The organism is Aeromonas sp. Y318-1 (genome assembly GCF_027706125.1).
Taxonomy (GTDB): Bacteria; Pseudomonadota; Gammaproteobacteria; order Enterobacterales; family Aeromonadaceae; genus Aeromonas; species Aeromonas hydrophila.
In genome coordinates, this window is sequence record NZ_JAPDCM010000002.1 from 294619 (window position 1) to 315340 (window position 20722).

The window sequence follows — 20722 nt, forward strand, 5'->3', positions numbered from 1 at the left end:
TTCTCATTCCTACATAATTAGTGACATATATCCTTCGAAACTCCAGATATTTTGATCAACGACCACTGGAGACTTACTCAGGGAAGAGTAGACAATCGACTGATTGTCAGTTTCGCCTCGTTCTATTGCCAAATAATTTTGTGCATTGCCATTTATAATGAGTTTTCTGGCGGCAGCAGAAAGAGCATAAGTAATAATTGTAATCGGCGTTTTCTGACGCAGGCATTTCGCTACAAGCTTTGGCTGAATATGTTCATCATTGAAGCCGTAGCCAATACACAGATACGAATTGGCATGTTTTATGGCCTCATCAGCGTTGTTTATAATTGAGCGAAAAGGCTCTAAATGTGTTTTTTGATATTTATGCGCCCCTGGCGTAACGATCTGCGCTTCGTAATTTTCTGGTATAGAATGGATGTTAACAAGAGCAACAGTATCTTCGAGAGGGGACTGAAACCAGTCTAGAGAGCCGTGTACTTTCCATATATTAACCCGGCGGGAAGCAGTTATTTCAGTTGGGGTTGATAGTTGACGAAAGTAACCATGTGTGAAGCCGGTGTAGTGATGTATTCTGCCTTGATCACAAGCATACTCTGCCAAACGATCATAATTTGTAGTGATGATGTTTATCATCTTGAGACTGCTTTTGAACATATGCTCAAGTAAGCGACTCAAGGGGAACATGGCATTGTTTTGAAGAGAGTTTTGAAAAATATAAATATCTTCCTGGTTAATGAGTGTCCAAGTTGCTTTAATAATTCTTGCGGTCAGCGTGTCGGAAAGAGTGACTTTATGCAATGCAGTCTCGAGGTCTATCCCTTCTTGTAAAACCCGACAGAATTCACTCCAAGCAACGATCTCTGCATCGGACAAATCAGAAATATCTGTGTGCATGACCAAATGATTCGCAAGAGCCACCATTCCAGACATTCCGTGTGCGGCCGAGGCACCACTGCCCAGAATAATAGCAGGAGCCTTACCATAAAAATCCTGAGCTTGTTTTTTGTAGTCGAACTGGGACATATTGCTCTTCTCTTCCTCTATATTCTATGCATTCATTTTTGTTAAATTAATTTTTCATGAATAACCGCACTTCTCACTGTAGAGCTCCGTGCTCATCGGATTTCTTGGTGCAAGATGTAAAAAAAATGTGAATGCAGTACTTTGTTTGCTTATAGCCCTACAGATCGCACTAGTTCATTATTTGACCTATAGAATACCTCTTCAGAGGAAGTGCCTGATTTAAAAATCGGTACACTAAAACACCTCTCGTAAAGCCCCACAGTTTCCTCTTTGAGATGAAGAACGGGAACACGCCAATGAAACATTACTGAGATGCAATGCTCACCATATTTGTCGAAATGCCTTTTAACTTCAGGTGAAGATTCGTTATCAGATTTTTTCAAAATGGCAGGTACAGCATTTATATCATCAGTAACCAAAAAATTTAAGTTTGGGTTTATAAGAGCGGTCAAATCAATAGCTGCGACTCCTTTTTGATTTCTACAATCATTCTCGATAAAACGCTTCATAGATTGCTTGAGAGCATTTTCTATGTTTTTCCCCACAGTCTTTTCTTTTGCTGGCCTTTTGCATTCTACAAAAATGGAGTCCTCAGCATTGTGGGCATTAAAATCAGCAATAGTGTTAAAGTTGAGGTCGTACCCAGCACGTTTGAAATATCTAGCCATATATAGTTCAAACGAAAAATTTCTCGCAGAGCTAGGCTTGGCAATGCTTCACTCATCACTATACAACTCAACCCCTGAAAGGGATTTTTTCAAACTTTCATACACTTCCTTGCACTCAATTTCTTCTAGTTTATCTTTTATTTCAATCACCTCATAAGCTTCATAAATAGCACTGGCGTAATTTTTGTTGGTGACTATTTCCAGAATAGTCTCATTCCCCCAGTTATGAATAAGAGATTCATAATGTGTTTGATATCTTTTTAACCGACTAGGCCCTATGTTAAAGCCTTTAGAATCAAGCCAGTTTAATGCTTCTACATATTTTTTAAGAGTAGTAGAGAGTTTTTCCTTTGTTAAGACGGAATTCGTAATCACAGACATATGTTTTCCTGAACGAGGTTCTTCGAGTAGAAGATAACAGATATACCCAACGGTGTTTTGCCGTGTACCTGCATTAGTGGATGCCACATAGCATGAGTATCCAAAATAAGACTTCATACCTATAAATCAACGACATCAAGGCATTGCCTCGTTGCTTTGTCTAATGTGGCAATCCACGCTACAGCCCCAGGCTGCCGCTACCAGATTGCTCAGGCATCAGGTTGCGGCAAACACTAATTTGCGTAAGAGTCCTGCCATATCACCACCACATTGGACCTAGCGACGGGTTATGCGTTTACCCCAAGATTTCAACTTTTTCTCGCGCCAGTGGTAAGTGAATATTTTTTATTACACCGTTTTCAAATTCAACTGTAGCGCTATGGCCAAAGTGGTTATTGGCATTGGTGGTTCTAACAAGACCTTTTATTTCCCCGATACCAAAAAGAAAGTGCTTTATTCGTGTACCTACATCGTAGGATGCCTCTCCTTCTAGAACGAGTTCAACACCAGTGAGTTGGCTCGAAATCGGGTCGCTTTTTCCAAAATCAATTTCTCTTGCCTGCCGTTTCGCCGATATTTCATCTTCGGCTACAATGTTTACCTCAAAAGTTTGCTCGACCCTAATTTTTGCACTGTAGTACTTTGGCATACCGATACTCCTTACATTATATTTTACGTATAACACCACATTCAGGGGCTTGCTCCGCTGCAATGCCCTGTTAGCCGTTTGGAGGATTGTTTGAGCTTTAGCTTGAACGCCTTATTAGCTTTTTATAGTGTAGTATATGACTTACCTTCTAATAAACCATTTGGTGATAAAGTTAAACTAAAGCGTTTAAACAAACCGAAAAATACATTGTACGGCATATCAATTTCAACTACGTTTAGAGTAAGAGCATCACCTTCAACTCTCATTTTTTCTTGGATATTCTCATAACCTGAAACATCAGAATGTAGGAATCTGACCGTTAGTGTATTTTGTCTAACATTATGCACAGACGAAAAAACCTGAATTCCAAATACATAGTCTTCTTTAGTGATTTTTTGGTTATTTCTTAAGTAATCAGTTGCATACTGATTATCATCACGATCTGCATGAACAATCCCATCAAGATCTTTATATTGAACACCAGGTTCAAAAATTGTCATAAGTAGTACCTCTTGGATTTATTGATTGATGCAACGAAAAGAAAGCTAACAACTATACTCACTGGCGTTATGCTGCATATTTGCGTTGGTGGATGTCACATAGCATGAGCATCCCACATTCGACTTCATATCCATAAATTACGCATCATCAATGCATTAAACAAACTCGTTGCTCTAACCGATCTGACGCTCACAGCTGATTTCTACCTACCCAATTTTGAGACCTCTCGAATCGCCAGACGCACCCGCTCTAGGCTGTCGCTACCAGATTGCTCAGACCTCAGGTTGTGACAGACACTAATTAATGATGCGTAAGAGTCCCACCTTATCACCTCATTGAGTTGATGAACATTTGCGGTCATCACACTATGAGCGGTTGCGCGAACTTTCTTGGTTGTCGACCGTTCAGGGGGCAGAGACACTTTGGGACTGACTGCGCAATCAATCCCTGTTGCATAAGAGGATAACCACATAACCAACTGATAATTAATGTAAATCATGCTTGGTGGAATAACGCTATTGGGGATACACACATATCTGTCTTTCTCCCTCCTCGCTGATGACAAAAAAACAAGCCACCCAGCCACGGGCCGGGGATACTTGTTTTGGGGGATAGGTGGTGAAAGGGACACCTGAAACAGCCGAGGGATGGACTAACCTACTGAGCCGCTGACCGGTTTCGAGTTGGGTTAGTCCATGGCTCCTTGCCCCGCATGGAAAGGTAAACATGACAACGCCACTGCCAGTACCAAACCGCCGCAGGTTCCTGTTCCTCTCCTGTCCGGTGCGACGGTTACGCAGCCACTGAGACGGTAAACACGCCCATCTGGTAGTAACTGACGAAGTTCGACTCCCACATCGTATAGAGCTCCCTGGCCGACGCTGGTCCCATCTGGCCGTAACGGAGCAGGTAGTATTCTTCGCACAAAAAGTTGAAGTCGATCTCCTTGACCAACTCAGCCATCTCCTCCGGCCCCTGATAACTAAAGTCCGTCACGTAATCGAATTGCCACCGGTCTTTACGCTTTAGCAGCCGAATTTCCACCGGATGAAACCCGCCACGAACCGGGCCGTAATCCGGATCTCGGAAGTTGAAGACCAGACTGGATTTTCCCTTCAGCACTGTTCCAGATCTAACCAGTTCCTGATCCAGAATACTCATCAATGCCTGACTGACAGGCAGGGCAAAGCCATCCGCAAATGGGATCGTCATAATCACCTCAGTTTGGTTGTTTGGGGGGCTCACCCTTGGACAGGTGAGCACTATGCAGGGGTTATTCGAAGGTAGGAGCTAAGGTACAGAGCTCATTGGTTAGCGACCCCAAGCGCTCAAGGTAATCAGGCACCAGTTCGTGCAGCATCGGATTGCCGTCAGCCTTCTGGATCAACTTCAGCCCGTCCGAGCGCAGAATGGCTGATAAGAATCCGGCGTTATTGGCGCTGCCCCCTTTAAACAGTCGCTTCATGACGCTGGATTTAAACGGCTTGTCTGCGGGCAAGGAGCGCAAGATGCCGTCAATCTCTGACAACGCAATCCACTCCTTGCTATGCAGCCCCCTACCCTGATTGCCGGTGATTTTCAGGAACAACTCGCCGGTCTCCTCATGGCAACCGAGAGCGTAGAAGATCAAGCCTTCTGACCTGGCACTGAGTTTCTCTGCGGTATAACGGATCAACGTATGTATGGGGTCTGTGACGCTGGGGAGATCATTGTTTGATTCAATGACCGGCTCAGTATTCACAGCTCCATCAACGCCTGTAGGGATATGGAGTGGGTCGGGGCTGCCAGTCACGGAGTCTGCGGTGTCGCCGGGTCCAGGCCTGGCCTTGTCGGCGTCAGCCGCAAGGGCTGGCGAGAGAGGCTCGGCGCAGCCGCTTGCTCCGGATGTGAGTGGGCTCTCTTCGGCTGGCGTGGCGCTGGCAGGTTTAGGGGTCTCTTCAACACGGTATTTACGGGGTCTTGCCATGATAATGTCCTTACAAATGGATTAGATGATCGGCGATTCATAATCCCCGGATCATCGGTAAAAGGGTCATAGATAAAGGGTCATAGAAAACGCGATAGCGTGACAGGACCGACTCCGTCACTGTCACAGTGATCTCATTCGGTCTTTCGCGGATTGGCGGTGGTGCGACTTAACCGGAAATGCGGCTAATGCCGAGGTGATGACCGATAAGTCATCCAGATAACCGGCAAATGGAATGGGATCTGGTACCACGTCGAACGGATTTACCAGATAAGCCAGCGCACCGATGATGAGCGCATAGCACCAGACCGGCAGATCGCCATCCGTGAGCAAGACATACAAGAGCACGGCCTTCTCCAGCAGCTCCTTAATCCCCTTGATCTCTTTTAACTTGCGCATGATGTCGCTATGGCTGGGATTACTCATGGTGCATCACCTCCAGGGTGGGAAGCAGCGGTGCATCTGAGTGGATCAGCAGATAAATCCCCGCCCCCTCATCGTTGAGGATGGCCAGCAACAGACGCCAATCTTCGGATATGGCGAACTCTTGCTCCGGGTAACGCAAACCGAACATCACCTGATTCTGGGTATGCTGTGGCATGGCCTGGAACTCACTCACCGAGTCCGTCATCTCGATAATGACCAGACTGCACCCGGTCTCGACCCAGAATGCCCTCGCCTCCTCTACTGATGAAAGGGGCTCGATAATTTGCTCCATGACCGAGACATGGAGTGCCGGGTAGGCCGCGAGCAATGTCTCCTCCGGCCATTCCATACAAGTTTTCATCGTGTTTCTCTCCAACAAAAAGGCCCTTAAGCTCAGATGAACTTAAGGGCCTGGGAACTGTGAAATGTGGACCAACAGCCGATGTGACAGCGCTGTCTGGTTATTAATATCTGTTTATAAACAATACCTTTTCGGTCATTCCGCTTGGATCATCGACGAGAGACCTTCACTGATATTGCGGCTGCGCTCAGAAGTCAGCTTTGCATACCGCTGGGAGGATTGAATGCTGGCGTGGGCCAATTGCGCCTTGACGTCATACAGGCTGTATTGCCCGGAAGAGACCAAGGCGCTGGCGACCGAATGGCGAGCCGTATGGAAGCAAACCTCATCAAGGTTTTCGATACCGGCTTTCTGCAACACCCGCTCATAGGCGCACCTTGGTTCACCGATGGGCTTACCCTGGCAGCGAATATGCTGGCTCGCGAACACATAGGGATTACCGGCTATTCTGGGGAGCTTCTCCAGAATATCGATAGCCAGCGTACTCAGGTAAATGATCCGGCTCTTGCCATTCTTGGTCAGGGGTACAAACAGCGTCTTATCCTCCCAGTTCACATGTTCCCATTTAGCGAGTAACACCTCTGATTTTCTTGCCCCCGTCAGGTAGAGCATCGCGATGAAACTGCCTGCGGCTTGATTGCGATCCTGCAATGCCACCTCAATGACCCGTTTCATCTCTTCAATCGATAGGAAACGCGTCCTGGCATTGTCCTCCTTCAACAGCTTGATCTTGGCCGCCTCGTTGGTGTCCAGAATGCCCCAGCGCACCGCATAGCTGCCCATGGTCTTTAACTGGGCCAATACCCTGTTGGCGGTACTCGGTGCGTAGGCCGTCTGCTGAGGGTTGTTAGGGTGAACCATCTCCGATTGCAACTGCAGGACATCCATCGCCTTGAGCTGTCGGTAACGCATGGTCCCAAAGCGTGGTTCGATGTTGTGTTTAAACCGCTGAATGTCGCTGTTGATCGACCGTTTGCCGATGGTCTTGAGGTGTGGCAAAAAGGTCTGCCAGAAGAACTCCGAAAGGGTGGGCTCAGTTTTGTAGCTATCCCGCTCTGCTACCGGGTCGATGCCTTCTGCCAACATCGCCTTGTACTTGCGGGCAATGGTCCTGGCTTGGCTCACATCGATATCGCCGAATCGCCCCAGGGCGATGCTGCGTTTCTTACCCTGGAGGGTATAGCGCAGTAGGAAACGCTTACTGCCCTGGCTTTTTCCTGACAAGAGTTTTAAGCCGATGACCTCTGTATCGGAGAACTCCAGTTCAGTAGCGCCAGCCTCTCGTTGTTGTGCGGGCAAAGCCTTGATGGCTGCATTGGTAAAGCGAAATTTGGTCTGCATAGATACCTCCGATGATGGGTTGGATCATGGGATTAATATCTGTTTCAAAGGGTATTCAATGCGGGTTTGGGAGGGGGTGAAGAGGAATGGGTAACAGTGAGCGGCACTTGTCTCAGCACCAGAGACAGACCCCGGAAAGGCCCGGAGCGCAGGCTAACCACGTACCCTTGGCTATGTTGGGACGAAGCGCAGGTTGTTCGCAACGAGTCGCAGGAAGTAGTAAGTCGCTTAGACAAGAAATGGACAAGAAAGGAAAAGTTGGAGAGAAATCTTGGAGAGAGGTAAAAACAAAAACGACGCAATAAAGCGTCGTATCTGTTTAATCTGAAAGGCTTTTTTCTTTAATCTTAATGGTGCCCGAGGCCGGAATCGAACCGGCACGACGCGAACGTCGAGGGATTTTAAATCTGTTCCTCCACCATGACAAAACAAGCACTTACATAAAAATCAAAGAGTTAGTGAACCAATTGCAGCTAAAGATGACCACCCATTTAAAATTTTGTCGCCACTCTGTCGCCACTTTTATCCCTGCTCAATCAGCAGCGCCGACAGCCTGCGCCACTCTTTCGCAAACTGCTGCCTCAGATAAAACTGCCTGAGAATGATGGACAGCTTCTTGGCAAACCCGGCCTTGGCCTCTCTTGCCAGCAAGCACTGGATCTCCGCCCAAAGTGAATCACGTTCAAAGCCGGTCCAGATCGGTGGCACGGGTGCCAGGGTGTTGGTGTAACAAACCGGCGCCACCCATTCGAACAAGACTTTCTCCACATGAGTAACAGGAAAAGCCCTTGCCACCTTGGCGATGTACTCGTAATCGACCTCGTTATCGACGAAGAGGTCCGATAGCGCTTCGCACAGGTCGATGTCTGACAATGGCTGTTCCACTCTCAAGCTCCACAAAGCCCAATGGCTTCAATTTACACCACAGACAACCAACGGGTTCAACCTCACAGCTTCCTCCAGGTGATCTGGGGCAAAGTGGGCATAACGCATAGTCATCGTGATGGTGGAGTGACCCAGGATCTTTTGCAGCACCAGGATGTTGCCGCCGTTCATCATAAAGTGGCTGGCGAATGTGTGGCGTAGCACGTGGGTGCTTTGTCCTGGTGGCAACTCAAGCCCAATCCGTTCTGCCGCCATCTCGAAGGCGCGATAGCAGTCACCGAACAGGCGGCCACGCTTTCTGGGCAACTGGGCATAGAGCTCGGGGCTGATGGGCACACTGCGGCTCTTCTTGCTCTTGGTGCGGGTGAAGGTGACGCGATTAGGGGATACCTGAGACTGGGTTAACTCTTCCACCTCAGACCAGCGGGCACCAGTGGCGAGGCAGAGCTTCACCACCAACAACAGATCGGGGTTGGGACTTTCCTTGCAAGCAGCCAGCAGGCACTTGAGTTCGTCAGGGTAGAGAAAGGCGAGTTCTGCCTCGGCCACCTTGTAGGCCCGCAGACCATCGAGGGGGTTTTCCCTCTGCCACTCCCCTAGCCTCTTCAGCTCGTTGAAAACCGCGCGCAGATAGGCGTGTTCGCGGTTCACTGTGTTGGGGGTGACTCCCAGCTTCTCCTGGTTGACTGCGCGCCGGTCGGTGATATCGCCCGAGAGCCGGGCTTCACGATAGGCAGCAAAGTCACGGGCGGTGAAGTCTTCGGCGAGGGGATCGCCCAGTGCATCGCAGATGGTCAGCAACTTGGACTTGCGGGCCTCCCCATCACGCAGGCTCTGACCATGGCGGCCAAACCAGAGCCCGACCAGATCAGAGAGGCGCCGGCCATCAGTCGGTTCTCCCTGCCCCTCCAACCAGGGCTTTCCCTTGTCTGGGTCTTGCACAAAGCGCTCGAACGCCAACGCCTCGCCCTTGGTAGCAAACTGTTTACGGATCCGGGGGGCGTTGGGGCTTTCCTTACTTGGCCGTCCTTCAGGGTAGATCTCGGCAAGCCATTTGCCGGACGTCTGTTTTCGTACTGCCATTACACCTCCTGCGCACACTGTGATTATATACAGCACACTTGATAATTGGAAATGTTTGGTTGAGTCAGAAACATATATGGGAGAGTGAGTAATCTATTTCTATACGCACAATTATTGATACTTAAATAAGATCTCGCACTTTATAAGTTCACCACTAAATCAAACACCCATATAATTTGATTAATTTTTACATCACCTGTATAATTAGATTCTAAAACCATTAGAATGGATAATAAAATGCGCATATATCATATTGTTTTATTGGGCTTTTTGTTCTTATCCGGATGCGGAGGAGAAGGCGGTTCTGCAACAACTTCAGAAATAAAGCCATCTGAAGAAATTAATTTTTATGCAACTAACGCTGGTAATTTTGGTCGAGCATTTATGCTAGCAAGTGCATATTCTGGGAACGTTGAAAAAACTATAATTACTACTGGATTAAATTTTCCAACGTATGAATTCCGATCACCAAATGGGGCTGAATTTAAAGTCATAGGGCAGGATAATAGCTATGTAAACATTAGTAATCTTATTATTGAAAATACCAGCGCCAGTAAAAAAAACAATTTATACTTGGGTGTTATTTCAATTTCAGACGGACAAAAATTGACTGCTGATGCCTTCAAGGCCATAGATAACATATATATAGTTCCAGAAGGAACATCGATTTTTGTTTATCCAAAGTGGAGAATAGATAACATCATTTCTTTTGCAAAAACAGCAAAAGAATATGGGGTTAAAAATGTTAAGTTGATGCTGTGGGATAGTATAAATAAATCTGAGATTGCTAATTCATCTGTTGAAATCAAAATACTACCAGAAAACGGAGTTAATTACGAATTCTTTAGCTTTTCCAATATGGCAGATAAAATAAAATTCCTTAAAACCAATGAAGGATTATTATCTACTGCAATATATTCAGGTGCAATCAACCCTTCAATAACAGACGATGACATTTTCATTAAAAGTCGAAACTTTGATGAAACAAAAGAAAGCGCCGTATTTTTAGGCAGCTATACCAGAAATGAAATCAATACATCCAAGAGCAATCAGATTGAAATTCTTAAAAAACTAGAAAAAACTATTGATCATCAAAAATACAACTTAATTTTCAAAGGACACCCTAGTGAAGTTTCTGTCAACGATTGGATCTCCAACAATACAGACACTTCCTCTGCATCATATTTCAAGAGCTTCCCATATGAATTATGGCAGATTATTGGTGGCGGTGAACATAAATACTCTTATAATGGCGTAACATATAATTTATTTTTACCAAAAGCTCCGACAGAGATATATAGTCTTTTCAGCACATCTTTGTATGCAGAAAAATCAGATAAAATAAAAACAATTATTGGCTATAACAAGGTTATATCTAATGATGGGGAATTCATTTTAACTAATGAAGTTGACCCATCAGCTGTAGAAGATCTAGTTGAATATAATCGCTGGACAGCACTTACAACGAATATAAAAGTACCATTTAAAATGGCTTACGCGTTCATAAATGATCACTAGTATGATTATCATAACCTTGTGTAGACAAAGGGCGCATTAGCGCCCTTTTTATCGTTTTCTGAAAATCCGGTGTTCTACCATCACGCCGATAATTTCGATGTGCTGCCGGTCGGAGTGCATGGTGGGGAAATCGTCGTTGAGGGGCACCAGTTCGAAGACCTCTTGCCCGCTCTCATCAATGCCGCGGGGGCGGTACTTCTTGAAGGTGGCTTCTTCGCTGCCGTTCTTGGCGACCACATAGTCACCCGGCCGGGGTTGTTCATCGGGGTCGATGATGACCAGGTCCCCTTCATTGAACACTGGGTTCATGGAACGACCACGGATCCAGAGACCAAAGCCACAGGGCCCGATATCGACGCTGGCCGTCACATATTCGACATTGCCGTCGAAGGTAGTGGCCTGTTCGCACACCTCCCGCCAGTTACCCGCCTGAACGTAGCTGAGGATCGGGATACGGTTCCCCTGGGGAATCACCGCCGGCTCGACGTTGTGATAACCAGGCATGGCTTCTGGAGAAGGCCGTGCTGTCGCCTCCCCTTCACCGGTCAACAGCCAGTCAACAGTCACCCCCAGCGCTGCCGCTAAGTCATTGAGATAGCGGCCTTTCGGCTGGTTAAGTCCCGACTCCCACTTGCTAACAGACGCATGGGAAATTCCAACACGTCGGGCAAGCTCAGCCTTACTCATTTTCTGTGCCTGCCGGCTGGCAGTTATGCGGTCATTGATCGTTTTCATGAAACCTAAGTTACCATTCCGAAATAACACTTAAGTATCAAACTCTCTTGACCCCCACTTATTACATAAGTTACGCTTCGGCCATAAATGATCCTTAGGTTATAATCAGTGAGGCAGGAATGCAGAAACATGACGTCTTAGAACACTTCGGCAGCATCACTGCCATCGCCAAGGCCATTGGGATCTCTCACGCCGCTGTCAGCAAGTGGGATGAAACAATCCCCAAAGGCCGCGCCTACCAGATCGAGGTACTGACCAGCGGCAAGTTGAAGGCCGATCAGCCCCCCACCGCGCAAGACCGCGCGTAAATGACCGAGCAGGAGGCACCATCCATGATCATCGCCCCCATCCATATCGATACCCCGGTTTGCACGGTCGAGAGCTTCTCCGAGCGTACCGGCCTGACCCAGCGCACGGTGGAAAACTACGTGCGGGCCGGGCGCATTCCCATCATGCCCAAGCAGGGCCGCGCTGAAAAAGTGCTGATCAATCTGGTGCTCTACACCCAGCAGGCCATGAATCAGCCGGGTTTGGAGCCTGTTCCTGCCCCTGTGCGTCGTCCCAAAGTGTCGCGCAAGCAGAAGGATGAAAGCCATGTTTGAACAAACTTGCAGCAAACATCCGCATTTTGAGTCCGCCTGCTCCCGCTTTGCCGCCGTTCACTCCCTTGCAGAAGTGGCCCGCGCTGCCGGTATTGGCGAGCAGTTGCTGCGCAACAAACTGAACCCGGCCCAGCCTCATCAGCTCACCGCCCGGGATCTGGTAGCCATCTATCACGCCACCGGTGATGACACCTTGTTTGACGGTCTGCTGTTTGACTGCCAGCTGACCGCGGTTCGGCTGCCAGCCACAACGCCCCTCGCACCCGAGGCACGCGCCCAGCAGGCGCTCAATGCCGGCGCCCAGATCCTGGGCGTCACCGCTCAGGCGACCACCCTGCTTGCCGGTGACCGCGTCACCAAATCCAACCGAAACACCGTTGTCTCCGGCATCTGGGCTGGCATCGAGCACTTGGTGCTGCTGGCTACCGAGGTCGAAGACCGCTTTCACGCCGTCCCTGGTCTTGCGTGTGCTGCCGACATGGCCCGCGCAGCCCTCGGCGCATAGGAGACCAGACCATGAGATTGATTTGCCCCCACTGCGGATCTCGCGCCAGCACCCGCACCTCCACCCGGATGAGCCCACTGTGCGGCATTGCCACTTACCAGTGCAGCAACGTGGAGTGCGGCCACACCTTCAAGGCAGGGTTCGAGATCATCGCGACCATCAGCCCCAGCGCCATGCCCAACCCGGCCATTGTGCTGCCCATGGTCCCGCGCAGGGCTAAGGCGGTGAGCCAATGAGCAAGCTGCGTGCCGAGCAAGCGGGGCTGATCCCGCTGCCGTCTTTGCTGTTCACCCGCGCCACGGTCGTCACCGATAGCGACGAACCGGTGCTGCGCAACACCACCCGCTTTGACGGCAGTTATCTGGAAGACCAGCACGGCCGCCGCGGCGCCTTGCGCTTTCAGCCCGCTTGCCAGCCGCGTCGCCACTGGCTGGTCAAGCTGCTGCAGGCATAACCGGAGGGCCACCCCATGAACACCGCCAAGGTTGTCGAGCTCGTTCAACAGCCCAGCGCCAAAGACAAGGCGTTGGCAGAGATGCGCGGCCTGTTTGGCCGCAATGGGGCGGCCAGCCGCTGGTCACGCCTGCCGACCCGGACCCGCGCCGTCATCTGCTACGCCGCCGGAGTGTCGACCACCCAAGCCGGGCGCGAGCTGGACCAGTTCGATTTTGACCAGCAAGAGGCGATCCGCCTCGCCCTGGGGGAGTTGCTCGCCACCCTGCATGAGTTTGATGGCGGCGTGCTGGACCGCCGTGAATGGCACCGCCTCACAGGCCGTGAGATGCCGACCGGCAGCGAGCGGGAGCAGGCAGAACACCAGAACAAGCAGCGCGCCTTGCTTAACGAGAAGGCGAGCACATTGGAAGGCCGCATCGCGGCGTTGAGAAGAGCGGCCAGGAACGGCCAATAAAAAACCCCGCTATCGGTGTTGACGCACCAGCGGGGTTTCCATCAGCAACTGAGGTAACTGATATGCGCAATGTAGCGATTTCGAACGCACTACGCAATGTTAAGGAGTGCCATTGGCATCTGACCAGACTGGCACGACGCCGCAATATGACTCGCTCCGACGACATTGCGGCACAGCACCACGCCGCCAATGCACATGCCTGGCGCTCGCTCTGGCTGAACCTGAACTCCAAAGGGGGCCGGCATGCGTGATGACCTGTTCGAACTGGAACCGCCGCTCGACGAACTCGGTGGTGCTGAATCTGGCCCGGCCCATATGCAGCCGCCGGCGCCAGTAAGCCAACTGACCAAGCACTGGGAAGTCGCCCAGGAAGAATTCAACACCTCAGGCAGCGATGCCCACCGAAACCGCAACATCGCCCAAGAGCTGCTGGCCCTTGGTGCCATCCGCGCCGTGTACTGGCTGGCTCTGGGCAGCAACGAGGTTGCGCTGGCCAAAGAGATTGCCGAGTGGTGGGCAGAGTGCGAACCGCTCCACGGACTGGGGGAGACCATCAGATGAGCCACCAACAACTGATCGACCAGTGGGTCGACAAAATGCTGAACGCCGAAGCGCGCCTGCATGGCCTGCAGCTTGACCTAGTCGAGTTGCGCGCAGATGGCCCCCATGGCCAGCGCACGCCGGCCAGAACCCATCTGACCTTGTGCCGCCAAGCACGCCAGGCCGCCCGTCAGGCATCGAGCAATATCCAGTCTCTCTACACCGGAGGCGCCATCTAATGACTCACCAGAAACCAGCCGGGCTTGCCCCGGCTTTGGGCATCGTGCGCCCTGCAAACCGCCCAGCCCCATCGCAAATGGTCACCCTGGAGCCCTGCACCAAGTGCCGGCAGATGGCGGTTTGCCTGCCGGTCACTGGCCGGCACGGTCGCCGTGCCTATCCCTACTGCGTTGAAACCTGCTGGCCACTGGCCCGCGCCGCCAGCGAAACCGTGGTGAGAGAAGAAACCGCCCGTATCTCGATGCGCTGCAGCTGCTGCGGCGAGTTCGGCCATGTGCGCCCGGTCATCCTGGCCGGAAACCGCCTCACCAGCCTCTCTTTTTGCGAGGCCACCTGCTGGTCTGATCGGCTGGCTGAGATGGAACTGGTACCGACCTGCAGCGATTGCGGCCGCTACCTGCAGCCCAACGAGTATGCAGACCGTAAATGCGGGGTGTGCAAGTGATGGAGGCCATCACCAACCTGCACGGCATCCAGCTCCCCCAGCACTACTTGATCGGGCACCACGCCATCAACATGGCCGGCGCTGCTGAACAGCTTGCCCGCATCGAGTGGCACGTTGCCAAACCGCTGGCCAAGCACTACCTGCACCGTTACCCGGCCAACCACAAGACCGCCAACATCTGGCTGCGCCGCATGGTGGATGCCTGCGCCGCCGCCCAAAACCGGTTCCCGGTTCCGGTGATCGACCTACGCAACGACGTCCGCCGCGAGTTGGTGGCCGCCGAGTGGGCGCGCCGCTGCCAGCAGTTGCTGGCGCTGGCCGGTAACGAGTACACCGCCGCCGAGCTACTGGTTGAGATCGGCTCTCAAGCCAAGGCATGGCACTTCTGCCCCACTCTGCCGGTTCACCCGCGCACCAAGGTAGAACGCCTGCTGGGCCGCCCACTGAGCCAAGAAGAGCGCGACAAGCTGACCGACGAGGTGGACAAGTTCGAAGGAGCCGCCGCCAGCCTGCTGGTGCGCCTGCTCGATGAGTCCTGGTGGCTGCGCAAGATCAATCGCGCCTGGGCCATCTACTGCGAGCTGATTGCCATCCTCACCGGACAGGTACGCAAGGGGGTCAGCCCCTACGCCAGCGCCCACGCGGTGCGCGAGTTCACCCAGCGCAAGGCGGCACAGCAGGCCTGGATGGCGGGCATGAGCGCCGTCAATGAAGAGCTGGGGCAAGAGATTGACCTGGCTGACGCGATCATGGCGTCGGTCGCCAATCCGGCGATCCGTCGTCATGAGCTGATGGTGCGCATGCGCGGCTTTGAGGACATGGCGCAGGATCAGGGCAAGTTGGGTCTGTTCCTGACCCTGACAGCTCCCTCCAGCTATCACGCGTGGCGCCAGGGCAGCAAAGATACCAACAAGACCTACCAGAACGACAAGTTCAACGGCGCCACCCCGACCGAGACTAACCGCCTGCTGTGCAAGCAGTGGGCTCGCTTTCGGGCGGCGCTGGCCCGCGAGGGGATCATGGCCTTCGGCTTTCGGGTGGTCGAGCCACACCACGACGGCACCCCGCATTGGCACTGTCTGCTGTTCATCAACCCAGAGCATCAGCGCGACTTTCTGACCCTGCTTGCCTACCACTTCACCACCGCCGAACGGGCCGAGCTCAAGATGCCCAACGGCGACCAGCTCGACGCGCTGAACATCCGCAACAAGATGCCGCGTATCAAGTGGCTGCTGGATGTGAACAACCCGGCGGTGGTCAAAGCCATCAACCCTAGGGTGAACTGGAAGTTCATCGATGAGAGCGAAGGCAGCGCCACCGGCTACATCGCCAAGTACATCGCCAAGAACATCGACGGCCACAAGGTCGGGATGGATTACGAGGCCGAGGCCCCGGTCGACCACACCACCATCGCGGTCGCGGCCTGGGCGAGCTGCTGGCGCATCCGCCAGTTTCAGCAGATCGGCGGCCCTGCCGTGAGCGTGTGGCGCGAGCTGCGCCGCCTGGGGGACGAGGTGATCGAGTGGGATTGCATCCTGGAAGCCGCTCGCGCCGCCGCCGACAACAACCGCTGGGGCGACTTTATCGACGCCATGGGCGGTATCGACCTGCCCCGCAAGGAGCACCTGATCCGCCTCTCCAAGCGCCTCGATGAAGCCGCCAACAAATACGGCGAGGACGTCCTCAAGCTGATGGGGGTGATCACCGACATCGGCCAGACCACCGCCGTCACCCGCACCGAGGGCTGGCAGATAGTGCGCAAGGGCGTCACCGGGTCGGGTTTAGGCGAGCAGCGCGAGCCTGCAGTGGGCGAGCGCAGCGAGTTGCCCTCAGGCGGCGGCAGCCGCCCCCCTTGGAGTTCTGTCAATAACTGTACGAAAGGATCCAAATCAGGGGTTGAAGGATCCGCTCTGGCTAAAGAGCTGGTCCGAATGGGACTTGATGAGAGCAACGCCGCCCTGCTGCTGCATGGCAGCATCATCCACGCCGACGGTCAATATGTGCGCCTAGTCGGCGATCGGCTGATTGTGAGCCGCAACTCGCCAGGGTCAGCCAGTGTGTTGGGCACTGGTCGCAAGGAAATGCTGACCCCGGTGGAAGCCGAGATAGAGAAAAAGCTGGCTGATGCAGAGTCCGACCGTAAGGAGCTGCTGCGGTTGAAAGTGCGCAGCGCCGTGTTGACCGGAGGAAGCCTGGCTTTTGGTTACGAGCTATCCGAGCCCGACTTGGATATCGCGCTGGAAGAGCTGCGTAATGCCATCGACTGGGTCAAGGATGCCGAAGAAAACCCGCCCACCAGGAAAGAGGTCATGGAGTTCCTACCGAGCATGCAACCACTCATGAAACAACAAGCCAAAAGAGAACGTGATGCCCAGTGACAAGCCGAATAGCGCCGTTCGGGTGCATGGCACCATCGCCATAGAGAACCGCAGCAAAATCATCCTCGACAGGAAATGGCCTCAGCATGAAATCGACGGCTGGCTGAACATGCTCACCCCCACTGAACGGCAGTATGCCGTTGGCCTGCTGCAAGGCGATCGTTCCACGAGGTCAGAGCCAGAACACTTTGAACGCAGTGCGCTGACACGCTGGGTCGATGAGTCTTTTGTCCGCCAAGCAGATGGGCAAAGCGATGCCGAGTACAAGCGGGCAATATGGAAAAAAGCGGAGGAAGGCAGATGGAGATAAAGCAGAAAACTGCTGTCGTTTTCTATGGCTCTCAAAAGTGTTTTCAAACTCAATCGAAACCATTTTCTCTCTCTTCCGATGGCGATAAATACTACTGGCAAAAAAATCAATAGCAGCCTTAATAATATAGAAATCAATAGGGTGATGCATACTTTTCACTCTATGCGGCCTTAATAATTAATTAAATCATTCAGAAGGAACTGATTATGAAAAACAAATATATTCTTCCCATTATTTTACTTCCATTTATTAACGGATGCACACCTAAAAACAATCAAAATGTTGACACGCCAGCACCAAAAGCCAGCTATGAAAATGTTGATCAGTTTTATCAGGAGATAGCAAATAGAGTCAGATCGAAGACTGGTGCAGATAAAGCTCCGGATATAATTGTGATTCCTTCTGAAGCTGTATGGCCCATTGGCACAGTTCTCCGTCCCGGCACTACTTTTCCAGCGGATGCTACAGCATGTGTTGTCCCATCAGATAAAGTTATCAGTGCTCAGACCCCAAACATTTTCCCAGACTATTCAAATACATACAAGAGATCCGCAGATCTTGGGATTGATAATGAACTGATAAAAAAGCTAATTGATGCAGGTGTGAATTTCAGTGATAAAGATGAGGTTAGCTTAAAGGTATCTGACTCATCACTAGAACTCATTGACGATACTACATATTCAGCACTCACCAATGCGTCAGCTTGTAAAATGGTTCTGTCAGGAAAAGAACTCTGGATTGTTCGTGGTTATGCCATTGGAAAGAGAACTTTCATTTTCAGTAGTGATGTAGAAAAAAATGCAAAAGGTAAAATAGAGAAGATAGGCTCATTCAACATTGATTTTGGTTCTGGAAATCGTGCTTTAAAAGTCACAGATAGCCAACCAGAAAAATTTGTTCAAATTATTAGCGCGGTTAAATTTGAACAGGGGATTGCTAAGACATCACTTCCTTCTACTCCCTCAGGAACAGGTCGCATCTACATACAAAAAGACCGGCAAGATACCAGTTCGGCTAGTCAGGATGTGTTAAAAAACTTGCGGGCTGCAAGCTTCAAGGTTCAGAGTAATATAGAATCTATCGACAGTTCCAAAATGCCCCGTATCGCACAAGTTAGGTTCTTCAATGAATCCGACCGCGAGCAAGCCCAGAAGGCTGCCAATGCTCTCAAGCTTCAATTCCCTGATATCTCGGTAATCCGTCTTAATATACCTTCTCCTATAGGCCAACTAGAGGTGTGGTTACCACGTGTAGTCAAGGCGTCGAGCTGATTTACTTCACCACCGGCAGTTCGCTGAGCGCGGTGGTATAGCGGGGGCTTAACTGCTCCCGCTTCATCATCCACTCCCGGGTGTCGCGGCCGCGGGCCGCGAAGTAGACCTTCCCTAACCGCCCCTGGTTGATCTTGTCGATGACCTGCATCAGCGCTTCGCTAGGTGGGGTGATGGCGCCGATTCTCCCCGGCAAGGACCAGAGAAGACCTGAAAGACCCTAAAAGGCCCAGAAAGGGAAAATAAGGGACAATCAGGGACTACCAGGGTTGATTGGTGGCGCAATGTTGCGCGATACTGCGTAATATACAAATTTGAATATTACTCACCATGCATCTGTTTGGTGACGCCCCTCCCCATCATTGAAGAGGATCACGCTATGAGCGACCATCTCAATGAGAAACAACCCCAGGCCAAAATCCGCCCAGGGAAAGGTAAGCGAATCACCAACGACTCATTCAAAGCCAAAATGGCTGAGGGCTTTGTTACCGTGGCAAAGAACATGGAAACAAAGCGGTGGAAGTGATTTTGCCGTTTTGATTGCGGCATGAATGAACTGCGCATGTCCTGGCCAGTTATCGGCCAAGACATGCAAGACTCACTCAGTGAGGAAGGAACAAACCATGTTTAACGAAGAGCGTGTGGCACAAATGGCCGCCTTCCTGCTTTCCAAGCGGGGCGGACGAATGGCATACCTCAAACTGATGAAACTGCTCTACCTGAGTGATCGGGAGTCCATGAGCCGTTTCGGTGAATCCATCAGCGGAGACCTCATGGTGTCCATGCCCCATGGGCCCGTGCTGTCACAGACGTTGAATCTGATCCGCGGTGGCGGTGAGCATGCTGACGGCTGGAATGAGTGGATCTCGGGCGAAGCGAACTACGAGGTGGCAATCCGTCGCAATGTGACCGGGCGGGATGACTTCGACTTGCTCAGCGATGTGGATTTGGAAATCCTGACCAAGGTATGGCACGAGTTTGGGCACATGACTCGATACCAAATCCGTGACTACACCCATGACCATTGCCCGGAGTGGCAAGACCCCAGAGGCAGTGCTTACCCCATCAAGGAAGAAGACCTGTTTTTGGCAGTCGGCAAGTCGCCGGAAGTAGCTGGCGCCATGGCGCAACATCTGCGCGAACAACGCCAACTCGATGAAATCACCAGCAGGTTGCGCTAATGTCGATAGCACTCGTGCGAAGAGGCACGCTGCTGATCCCATCGGGCGCAACCAATCATCTGTTTTTTGTCTGTAACGACCCCATTCTTTACCCCAGAAACACCAAAGCAAGCTTTCTTGCGGTCAATATCAGCAGCATCGCCCCCAACATCGAGCATGATCGGACTTGTGTGCTTGATGTGGGGGATCACCCTTTCGTGCACCACCCGAGTTTTGTCTTTTACCGCAAAGCCGAGATTTTCGGTGCAGCAACGGTCGGCGAACAAATCGCGGCTGGTGACATTCAAACCCACGCCATCTGTGAAGAGCCAACCTTTGCACGCATCTTGGCCGGGTTTGACGTGTCACCCCACGTCACCCCATTGATCCGCAACTTCTATCGTAAATACTGCCTTACCCAGCCTGAGCCGTCCTGCGCTCCCTGACTTTGTGTATGTTTCCTGCCGAAACTAACGTCCCTTTCCTTGTGTAGAACCGGTACCCTGCCGGCGGTGTTGTGCTGCTGGGCGGGATAGTGGTGCCGAATTTCCATGATAAGCACTGATGCGGGCCACAGAGGGCCGGAAAGGGACAAAAAGGGAGCATCGGGGACTATTGGGGTTGATTGGTGCCGCGCTGTTGCGCGATACTGCGCGGGCAACGGCAAAATCCGTTGCCGGGATTTGCACCCCGCCAAACCCAAAGCGCACAACACGCGCCTGCGTGTTTTTTTGTGCGGCCCAGTTGTACCCGCAATTTCAGTTATGGCGGGCTGGGCAGGGCAGCCCTCGGGCTGGCCGGTCTCTTTGGGTCCCGGTAGTGCA

Annotated in this window: 30 protein-coding genes; 16 read left to right on the top strand and 14 right to left on the bottom strand. The window is 51.6% G+C overall.

Annotated features, from left to right (window positions below; translation table 11 throughout):
- Positions 1–9: 9 nt before the first annotated feature.
- The 12 genes from OKB87_RS03820 to OKB87_RS03875 form a co-directional block, all read right to left on the bottom strand.
- A complete protein-coding gene (locus tag OKB87_RS03820; protein WP_266136663.1) occupies positions 10–1023 on the bottom strand; it encodes an SIR2 family protein in 1014 nt (337 codons plus the stop codon).
- Between the two features lie 149 nt (positions 1024–1172).
- Complete coding sequence (locus OKB87_RS03825) at positions 1173–1691, bottom strand: hypothetical protein (protein ID WP_270826534.1); 519 nt, start codon at positions 1689–1691, stop codon at positions 1173–1175.
- A gap of 48 nt (positions 1692–1739) precedes the next feature.
- Positions 1740–2072, bottom strand: coding sequence for a hypothetical protein (locus tag OKB87_RS03830; RefSeq protein WP_270826535.1), 333 nt, complete (start codon positions 2070–2072; stop codon positions 1740–1742).
- A 295-nt stretch (positions 2073–2367) separates the two neighbouring features.
- The gene (locus OKB87_RS03835; protein ID WP_266136661.1) at positions 2368–2721 is read right to left on the bottom strand and encodes a hypothetical protein; all 354 of its coding nucleotides are present in this window, start codon (positions 2719–2721) and stop codon (positions 2368–2370) included.
- Positions 2722–2843: 122 nt separating this feature from the next.
- Positions 2844–3221, bottom strand: a complete 378-nt coding sequence (locus OKB87_RS03840) for a hypothetical protein (RefSeq protein WP_270826536.1) — start codon at positions 3219–3221, stop codon at positions 2844–2846.
- Between the two features lie 793 nt (positions 3222–4014).
- Positions 4015–4434, bottom strand: a complete 420-nt coding sequence (locus tag OKB87_RS03845) for a DUF2787 family protein (protein ID WP_270826537.1) — start codon at positions 4432–4434, stop codon at positions 4015–4017.
- A 61-nt stretch (positions 4435–4495) separates the two neighbouring features.
- Positions 4496–5188, bottom strand: coding sequence for a hypothetical protein (locus tag OKB87_RS03850; RefSeq protein WP_270826538.1), 693 nt, complete (start codon positions 5186–5188; stop codon positions 4496–4498).
- A 123-nt stretch (positions 5189–5311) separates the two neighbouring features.
- Positions 5312–5614, bottom strand: a complete 303-nt coding sequence (locus OKB87_RS03855; RefSeq protein ID WP_270826539.1) for a YkvA family protein — start codon at positions 5612–5614, stop codon at positions 5312–5314.
- Positions 5607–5963, bottom strand: coding sequence for a hypothetical protein (locus OKB87_RS03860; RefSeq protein ID WP_270826540.1), 357 nt, complete (start codon positions 5961–5963; stop codon positions 5607–5609). The genes OKB87_RS03855 and OKB87_RS03860 overlap by 8 nt, the downstream gene beginning before the upstream one ends.
- Positions 5964–6110: 147 nt before the next feature.
- Entirely contained in the window at positions 6111–7316 is a 1206-nt protein-coding gene (locus OKB87_RS03865) for a tyrosine-type recombinase/integrase (RefSeq protein ID WP_270826541.1), read from the bottom strand.
- A 522-nt stretch (positions 7317–7838) separates the two neighbouring features.
- Positions 7839–8201 carry a DUF7079 family protein gene (locus tag OKB87_RS03870; protein ID WP_026080498.1) on the bottom strand — a complete coding sequence of 121 codons (363 nt, stop codon included), beginning with the start codon at positions 8199–8201 and terminating at the stop codon, positions 7839–7841.
- Positions 8202–8228: 27 nt separating this feature from the next.
- The gene (locus tag OKB87_RS03875) at positions 8229–9284 is read right to left on the bottom strand and encodes a phage integrase (RefSeq protein WP_041216763.1); all 1056 of its coding nucleotides are present in this window, start codon (positions 9282–9284) and stop codon (positions 8229–8231) included.
- A 237-nt stretch (positions 9285–9521) separates the two neighbouring features.
- Here OKB87_RS03875 and OKB87_RS03880 point away from each other — a divergent pair, with 237 nt between their 5' ends.
- The gene (locus OKB87_RS03880; protein ID WP_152608356.1) at positions 9522–10802 is read left to right on the top strand and encodes a hypothetical protein; all 1281 of its coding nucleotides are present in this window, start codon (positions 9522–9524) and stop codon (positions 10800–10802) included.
- Between the two features lie 48 nt (positions 10803–10850).
- Here OKB87_RS03880 and OKB87_RS03885 read toward each other — a convergent pair whose 3' ends face one another.
- Positions 10851–11537 (bottom strand): LexA family protein, encoded by a 687-nt coding sequence (locus OKB87_RS03885; protein ID WP_270826543.1) that lies wholly within the window; start codon positions 11535–11537, stop codon positions 10851–10853.
- A gap of 119 nt (positions 11538–11656) precedes the next feature.
- On the opposite strand from OKB87_RS03885, the gene OKB87_RS03890 reads away from it, so the two are divergent.
- From OKB87_RS03890 to OKB87_RS03945, 12 genes are all read left to right on the top strand, one after another.
- Entirely contained in the window at positions 11657–11845 is a 189-nt protein-coding gene (locus OKB87_RS03890; protein WP_270826544.1) for a Cro/CI family transcriptional regulator, read from the top strand.
- Between the two features lie 24 nt (positions 11846–11869).
- Positions 11870–12139 (top strand): hypothetical protein, encoded by a 270-nt coding sequence (locus tag OKB87_RS03895; protein ID WP_017411197.1) that lies wholly within the window; start codon positions 11870–11872, stop codon positions 12137–12139.
- Positions 12132–12644 carry a phage regulatory CII family protein gene (locus OKB87_RS03900; protein WP_270826546.1) on the top strand — a complete coding sequence of 171 codons (513 nt, stop codon included), beginning with the start codon at positions 12132–12134 and terminating at the stop codon, positions 12642–12644. The genes OKB87_RS03895 and OKB87_RS03900 overlap by 8 nt, the downstream gene beginning before the upstream one ends.
- Positions 12645–12655: 11 nt before the next feature.
- Positions 12656–12880 carry an ogr/Delta-like zinc finger family protein gene (locus tag OKB87_RS03905; RefSeq protein ID WP_017411195.1) on the top strand — a complete coding sequence of 75 codons (225 nt, stop codon included), beginning with the start codon at positions 12656–12658 and terminating at the stop codon, positions 12878–12880.
- Positions 12877–13098: a hypothetical protein gene (locus tag OKB87_RS03910; RefSeq protein ID WP_270826548.1), complete on the top strand. Its 222-nt coding sequence runs from the start codon at positions 12877–12879 to the stop codon at positions 13096–13098. The genes OKB87_RS03905 and OKB87_RS03910 overlap by 4 nt, the downstream gene beginning before the upstream one ends.
- Positions 13099–13113: 15 nt before the next feature.
- The gene (locus tag OKB87_RS03915; RefSeq protein ID WP_270826549.1) at positions 13114–13554 is read left to right on the top strand and encodes a hypothetical protein; all 441 of its coding nucleotides are present in this window, start codon (positions 13114–13116) and stop codon (positions 13552–13554) included.
- A gap of 243 nt (positions 13555–13797) precedes the next feature.
- Positions 13798–14115 carry a hypothetical protein gene (locus tag OKB87_RS03920; protein WP_270826550.1) on the top strand — a complete coding sequence of 106 codons (318 nt, stop codon included), beginning with the start codon at positions 13798–13800 and terminating at the stop codon, positions 14113–14115.
- Entirely contained in the window at positions 14112–14333 is a 222-nt protein-coding gene (locus OKB87_RS03925) for a hypothetical protein (protein WP_268030452.1), read from the top strand. Before OKB87_RS03920 ends, OKB87_RS03925 begins: the two co-directional genes overlap by 4 nt.
- 113 nt (positions 14334–14446) lie before the next feature.
- On the top strand, positions 14447–14779 hold the full coding sequence (locus OKB87_RS03930) for a hypothetical protein (protein WP_270826552.1): 333 nt from the start codon (positions 14447–14449) through the stop codon (positions 14777–14779).
- Positions 14761–17157, top strand: a complete 2397-nt coding sequence (locus OKB87_RS03935) for a replication endonuclease (protein ID WP_270826554.1) — start codon at positions 14761–14763, stop codon at positions 17155–17157. The genes OKB87_RS03930 and OKB87_RS03935 overlap by 19 nt, the downstream gene beginning before the upstream one ends.
- Positions 17147–17467 carry a hypothetical protein gene (locus OKB87_RS03940; RefSeq protein ID WP_270826555.1) on the top strand — a complete coding sequence of 107 codons (321 nt, stop codon included), beginning with the start codon at positions 17147–17149 and terminating at the stop codon, positions 17465–17467. Before OKB87_RS03935 ends, OKB87_RS03940 begins: the two co-directional genes overlap by 11 nt.
- A gap of 206 nt (positions 17468–17673) precedes the next feature.
- Positions 17674–18738, top strand: coding sequence for a hypothetical protein (locus OKB87_RS03945; RefSeq protein ID WP_270826556.1), 1065 nt, complete (start codon positions 17674–17676; stop codon positions 18736–18738).
- Between the two features lies 1 nt (position 18739).
- Here OKB87_RS03945 and OKB87_RS03950 read toward each other — a convergent pair whose 3' ends face one another.
- The gene (locus OKB87_RS03950; RefSeq protein ID WP_270826557.1) at positions 18740–18934 is read right to left on the bottom strand and encodes a DUF4113 domain-containing protein; all 195 of its coding nucleotides are present in this window, start codon (positions 18932–18934) and stop codon (positions 18740–18742) included.
- 183 nt (positions 18935–19117) lie between these two features.
- Between OKB87_RS03950 and OKB87_RS03955 the strand changes: the two genes are divergently transcribed.
- The 3 genes from OKB87_RS03955 to OKB87_RS03965 all read left to right on the top strand — a co-directional run bounded on the left by OKB87_RS03955 (position 19118) and on the right by OKB87_RS03965 (position 20344).
- A complete protein-coding gene (locus OKB87_RS03955) occupies positions 19118–19264 on the top strand; it encodes a hypothetical protein (protein WP_270826558.1) in 147 nt (48 codons plus the stop codon).
- A 97-nt stretch (positions 19265–19361) separates the two neighbouring features.
- Positions 19362–19919, top strand: a complete 558-nt coding sequence (locus OKB87_RS03960; protein ID WP_270826560.1) for a Panacea domain-containing protein — start codon at positions 19362–19364, stop codon at positions 19917–19919.
- On the top strand, positions 19919–20344 hold the full coding sequence (locus tag OKB87_RS03965) for a hypothetical protein (RefSeq protein ID WP_270826561.1): 426 nt from the start codon (positions 19919–19921) through the stop codon (positions 20342–20344). The genes OKB87_RS03960 and OKB87_RS03965 overlap by 1 nt, the downstream gene beginning before the upstream one ends.
- Positions 20345–20722 lie beyond the last annotated feature (378 nt).

What these genes read in the sequence shown, in the direction of transcription:
- OKB87_RS03820 (WP_266136663.1), bottom strand. Translation starts at nt 1,023, where the DNA reads ATGTCCCAGTTCGACTACAAAAAACAAGCTCAGGATTTTTATGGTAAG.
- OKB87_RS03825 (WP_270826534.1), bottom strand. Translation starts at nt 1,691, where the DNA reads ATGGCTAGATATTTCAAACGTGCTGGGTACGACCTCAACTTTAACACT.
- OKB87_RS03830 (WP_270826535.1), bottom strand. Translation starts at nt 2,072, where the DNA reads ATGTCTGTGATTACGAATTCCGTCTTAACAAAGGAAAAACTCTCTACT.
- OKB87_RS03835 (WP_266136661.1), bottom strand. Translation starts at nt 2,721, where the DNA reads ATGCCAAAGTACTACAGTGCAAAAATTAGGGTCGAGCAAACTTTTGAG.
- OKB87_RS03840 (WP_270826536.1), bottom strand. Translation starts at nt 3,221, where the DNA reads ATGACAATTTTTGAACCTGGTGTTCAATATAAAGATCTTGATGGGATT.
- OKB87_RS03845 (WP_270826537.1), bottom strand. Translation starts at nt 4,434, where the DNA reads ATGACGATCCCATTTGCGGATGGCTTTGCCCTGCCTGTCAGTCAGGCA.
- OKB87_RS03850 (WP_270826538.1), bottom strand. Translation starts at nt 5,188, where the DNA reads ATGGCAAGACCCCGTAAATACCGTGTTGAAGAGACCCCTAAACCTGCC.
- OKB87_RS03855 (WP_270826539.1), bottom strand. Translation starts at nt 5,614, where the DNA reads ATGAGTAATCCCAGCCATAGCGACATCATGCGCAAGTTAAAAGAGATC.
- OKB87_RS03860 (WP_270826540.1), bottom strand. Translation starts at nt 5,963, where the DNA reads ATGGAATGGCCGGAGGAGACATTGCTCGCGGCCTACCCGGCACTCCAT.
- OKB87_RS03865 (WP_270826541.1), bottom strand. Translation starts at nt 7,316, where the DNA reads ATGCAGACCAAATTTCGCTTTACCAATGCAGCCATCAAGGCTTTGCCC.
- OKB87_RS03875 (WP_041216763.1), bottom strand. Translation starts at nt 9,284, where the DNA reads ATGGCAGTACGAAAACAGACGTCCGGCAAATGGCTTGCCGAGATCTAC.
- OKB87_RS03880 (WP_152608356.1), top strand. Translation starts at nt 9,522, where the DNA reads ATGCGCATATATCATATTGTTTTATTGGGCTTTTTGTTCTTATCCGGA.
- OKB87_RS03885 (WP_270826543.1), bottom strand. Translation starts at nt 11,537, where the DNA reads ATGAAAACGATCAATGACCGCATAACTGCCAGCCGGCAGGCACAGAAA.
- OKB87_RS03890 (WP_270826544.1), top strand. Translation starts at nt 11,657, where the DNA reads ATGCAGAAACATGACGTCTTAGAACACTTCGGCAGCATCACTGCCATC.
- OKB87_RS03895 (WP_017411197.1), top strand. Translation starts at nt 11,870, where the DNA reads ATGATCATCGCCCCCATCCATATCGATACCCCGGTTTGCACGGTCGAG.
- OKB87_RS03900 (WP_270826546.1), top strand. Translation starts at nt 12,132, where the DNA reads ATGTTTGAACAAACTTGCAGCAAACATCCGCATTTTGAGTCCGCCTGC.
- OKB87_RS03905 (WP_017411195.1), top strand. Translation starts at nt 12,656, where the DNA reads ATGAGATTGATTTGCCCCCACTGCGGATCTCGCGCCAGCACCCGCACC.
- OKB87_RS03910 (WP_270826548.1), top strand. Translation starts at nt 12,877, where the DNA reads ATGAGCAAGCTGCGTGCCGAGCAAGCGGGGCTGATCCCGCTGCCGTCT.
- OKB87_RS03915 (WP_270826549.1), top strand. Translation starts at nt 13,114, where the DNA reads ATGAACACCGCCAAGGTTGTCGAGCTCGTTCAACAGCCCAGCGCCAAA.
- OKB87_RS03920 (WP_270826550.1), top strand. Translation starts at nt 13,798, where the DNA reads ATGCGTGATGACCTGTTCGAACTGGAACCGCCGCTCGACGAACTCGGT.
- OKB87_RS03925 (WP_268030452.1), top strand. Translation starts at nt 14,112, where the DNA reads ATGAGCCACCAACAACTGATCGACCAGTGGGTCGACAAAATGCTGAAC.
- OKB87_RS03930 (WP_270826552.1), top strand. Translation starts at nt 14,447, where the DNA reads ATGGCGGTTTGCCTGCCGGTCACTGGCCGGCACGGTCGCCGTGCCTAT.
- OKB87_RS03935 (WP_270826554.1), top strand. Translation starts at nt 14,761, where the DNA reads ATGCGGGGTGTGCAAGTGATGGAGGCCATCACCAACCTGCACGGCATC.
- OKB87_RS03940 (WP_270826555.1), top strand. Translation starts at nt 17,147, where the DNA reads ATGCCCAGTGACAAGCCGAATAGCGCCGTTCGGGTGCATGGCACCATC.
- OKB87_RS03945 (WP_270826556.1), top strand. Translation starts at nt 17,674, where the DNA reads ATGAAAAACAAATATATTCTTCCCATTATTTTACTTCCATTTATTAAC.
- OKB87_RS03955 (WP_270826558.1), top strand. Translation starts at nt 19,118, where the DNA reads ATGAGCGACCATCTCAATGAGAAACAACCCCAGGCCAAAATCCGCCCA.
- OKB87_RS03960 (WP_270826560.1), top strand. Translation starts at nt 19,362, where the DNA reads ATGTTTAACGAAGAGCGTGTGGCACAAATGGCCGCCTTCCTGCTTTCC.
- OKB87_RS03965 (WP_270826561.1), top strand. Translation starts at nt 19,919, where the DNA reads ATGTCGATAGCACTCGTGCGAAGAGGCACGCTGCTGATCCCATCGGGC.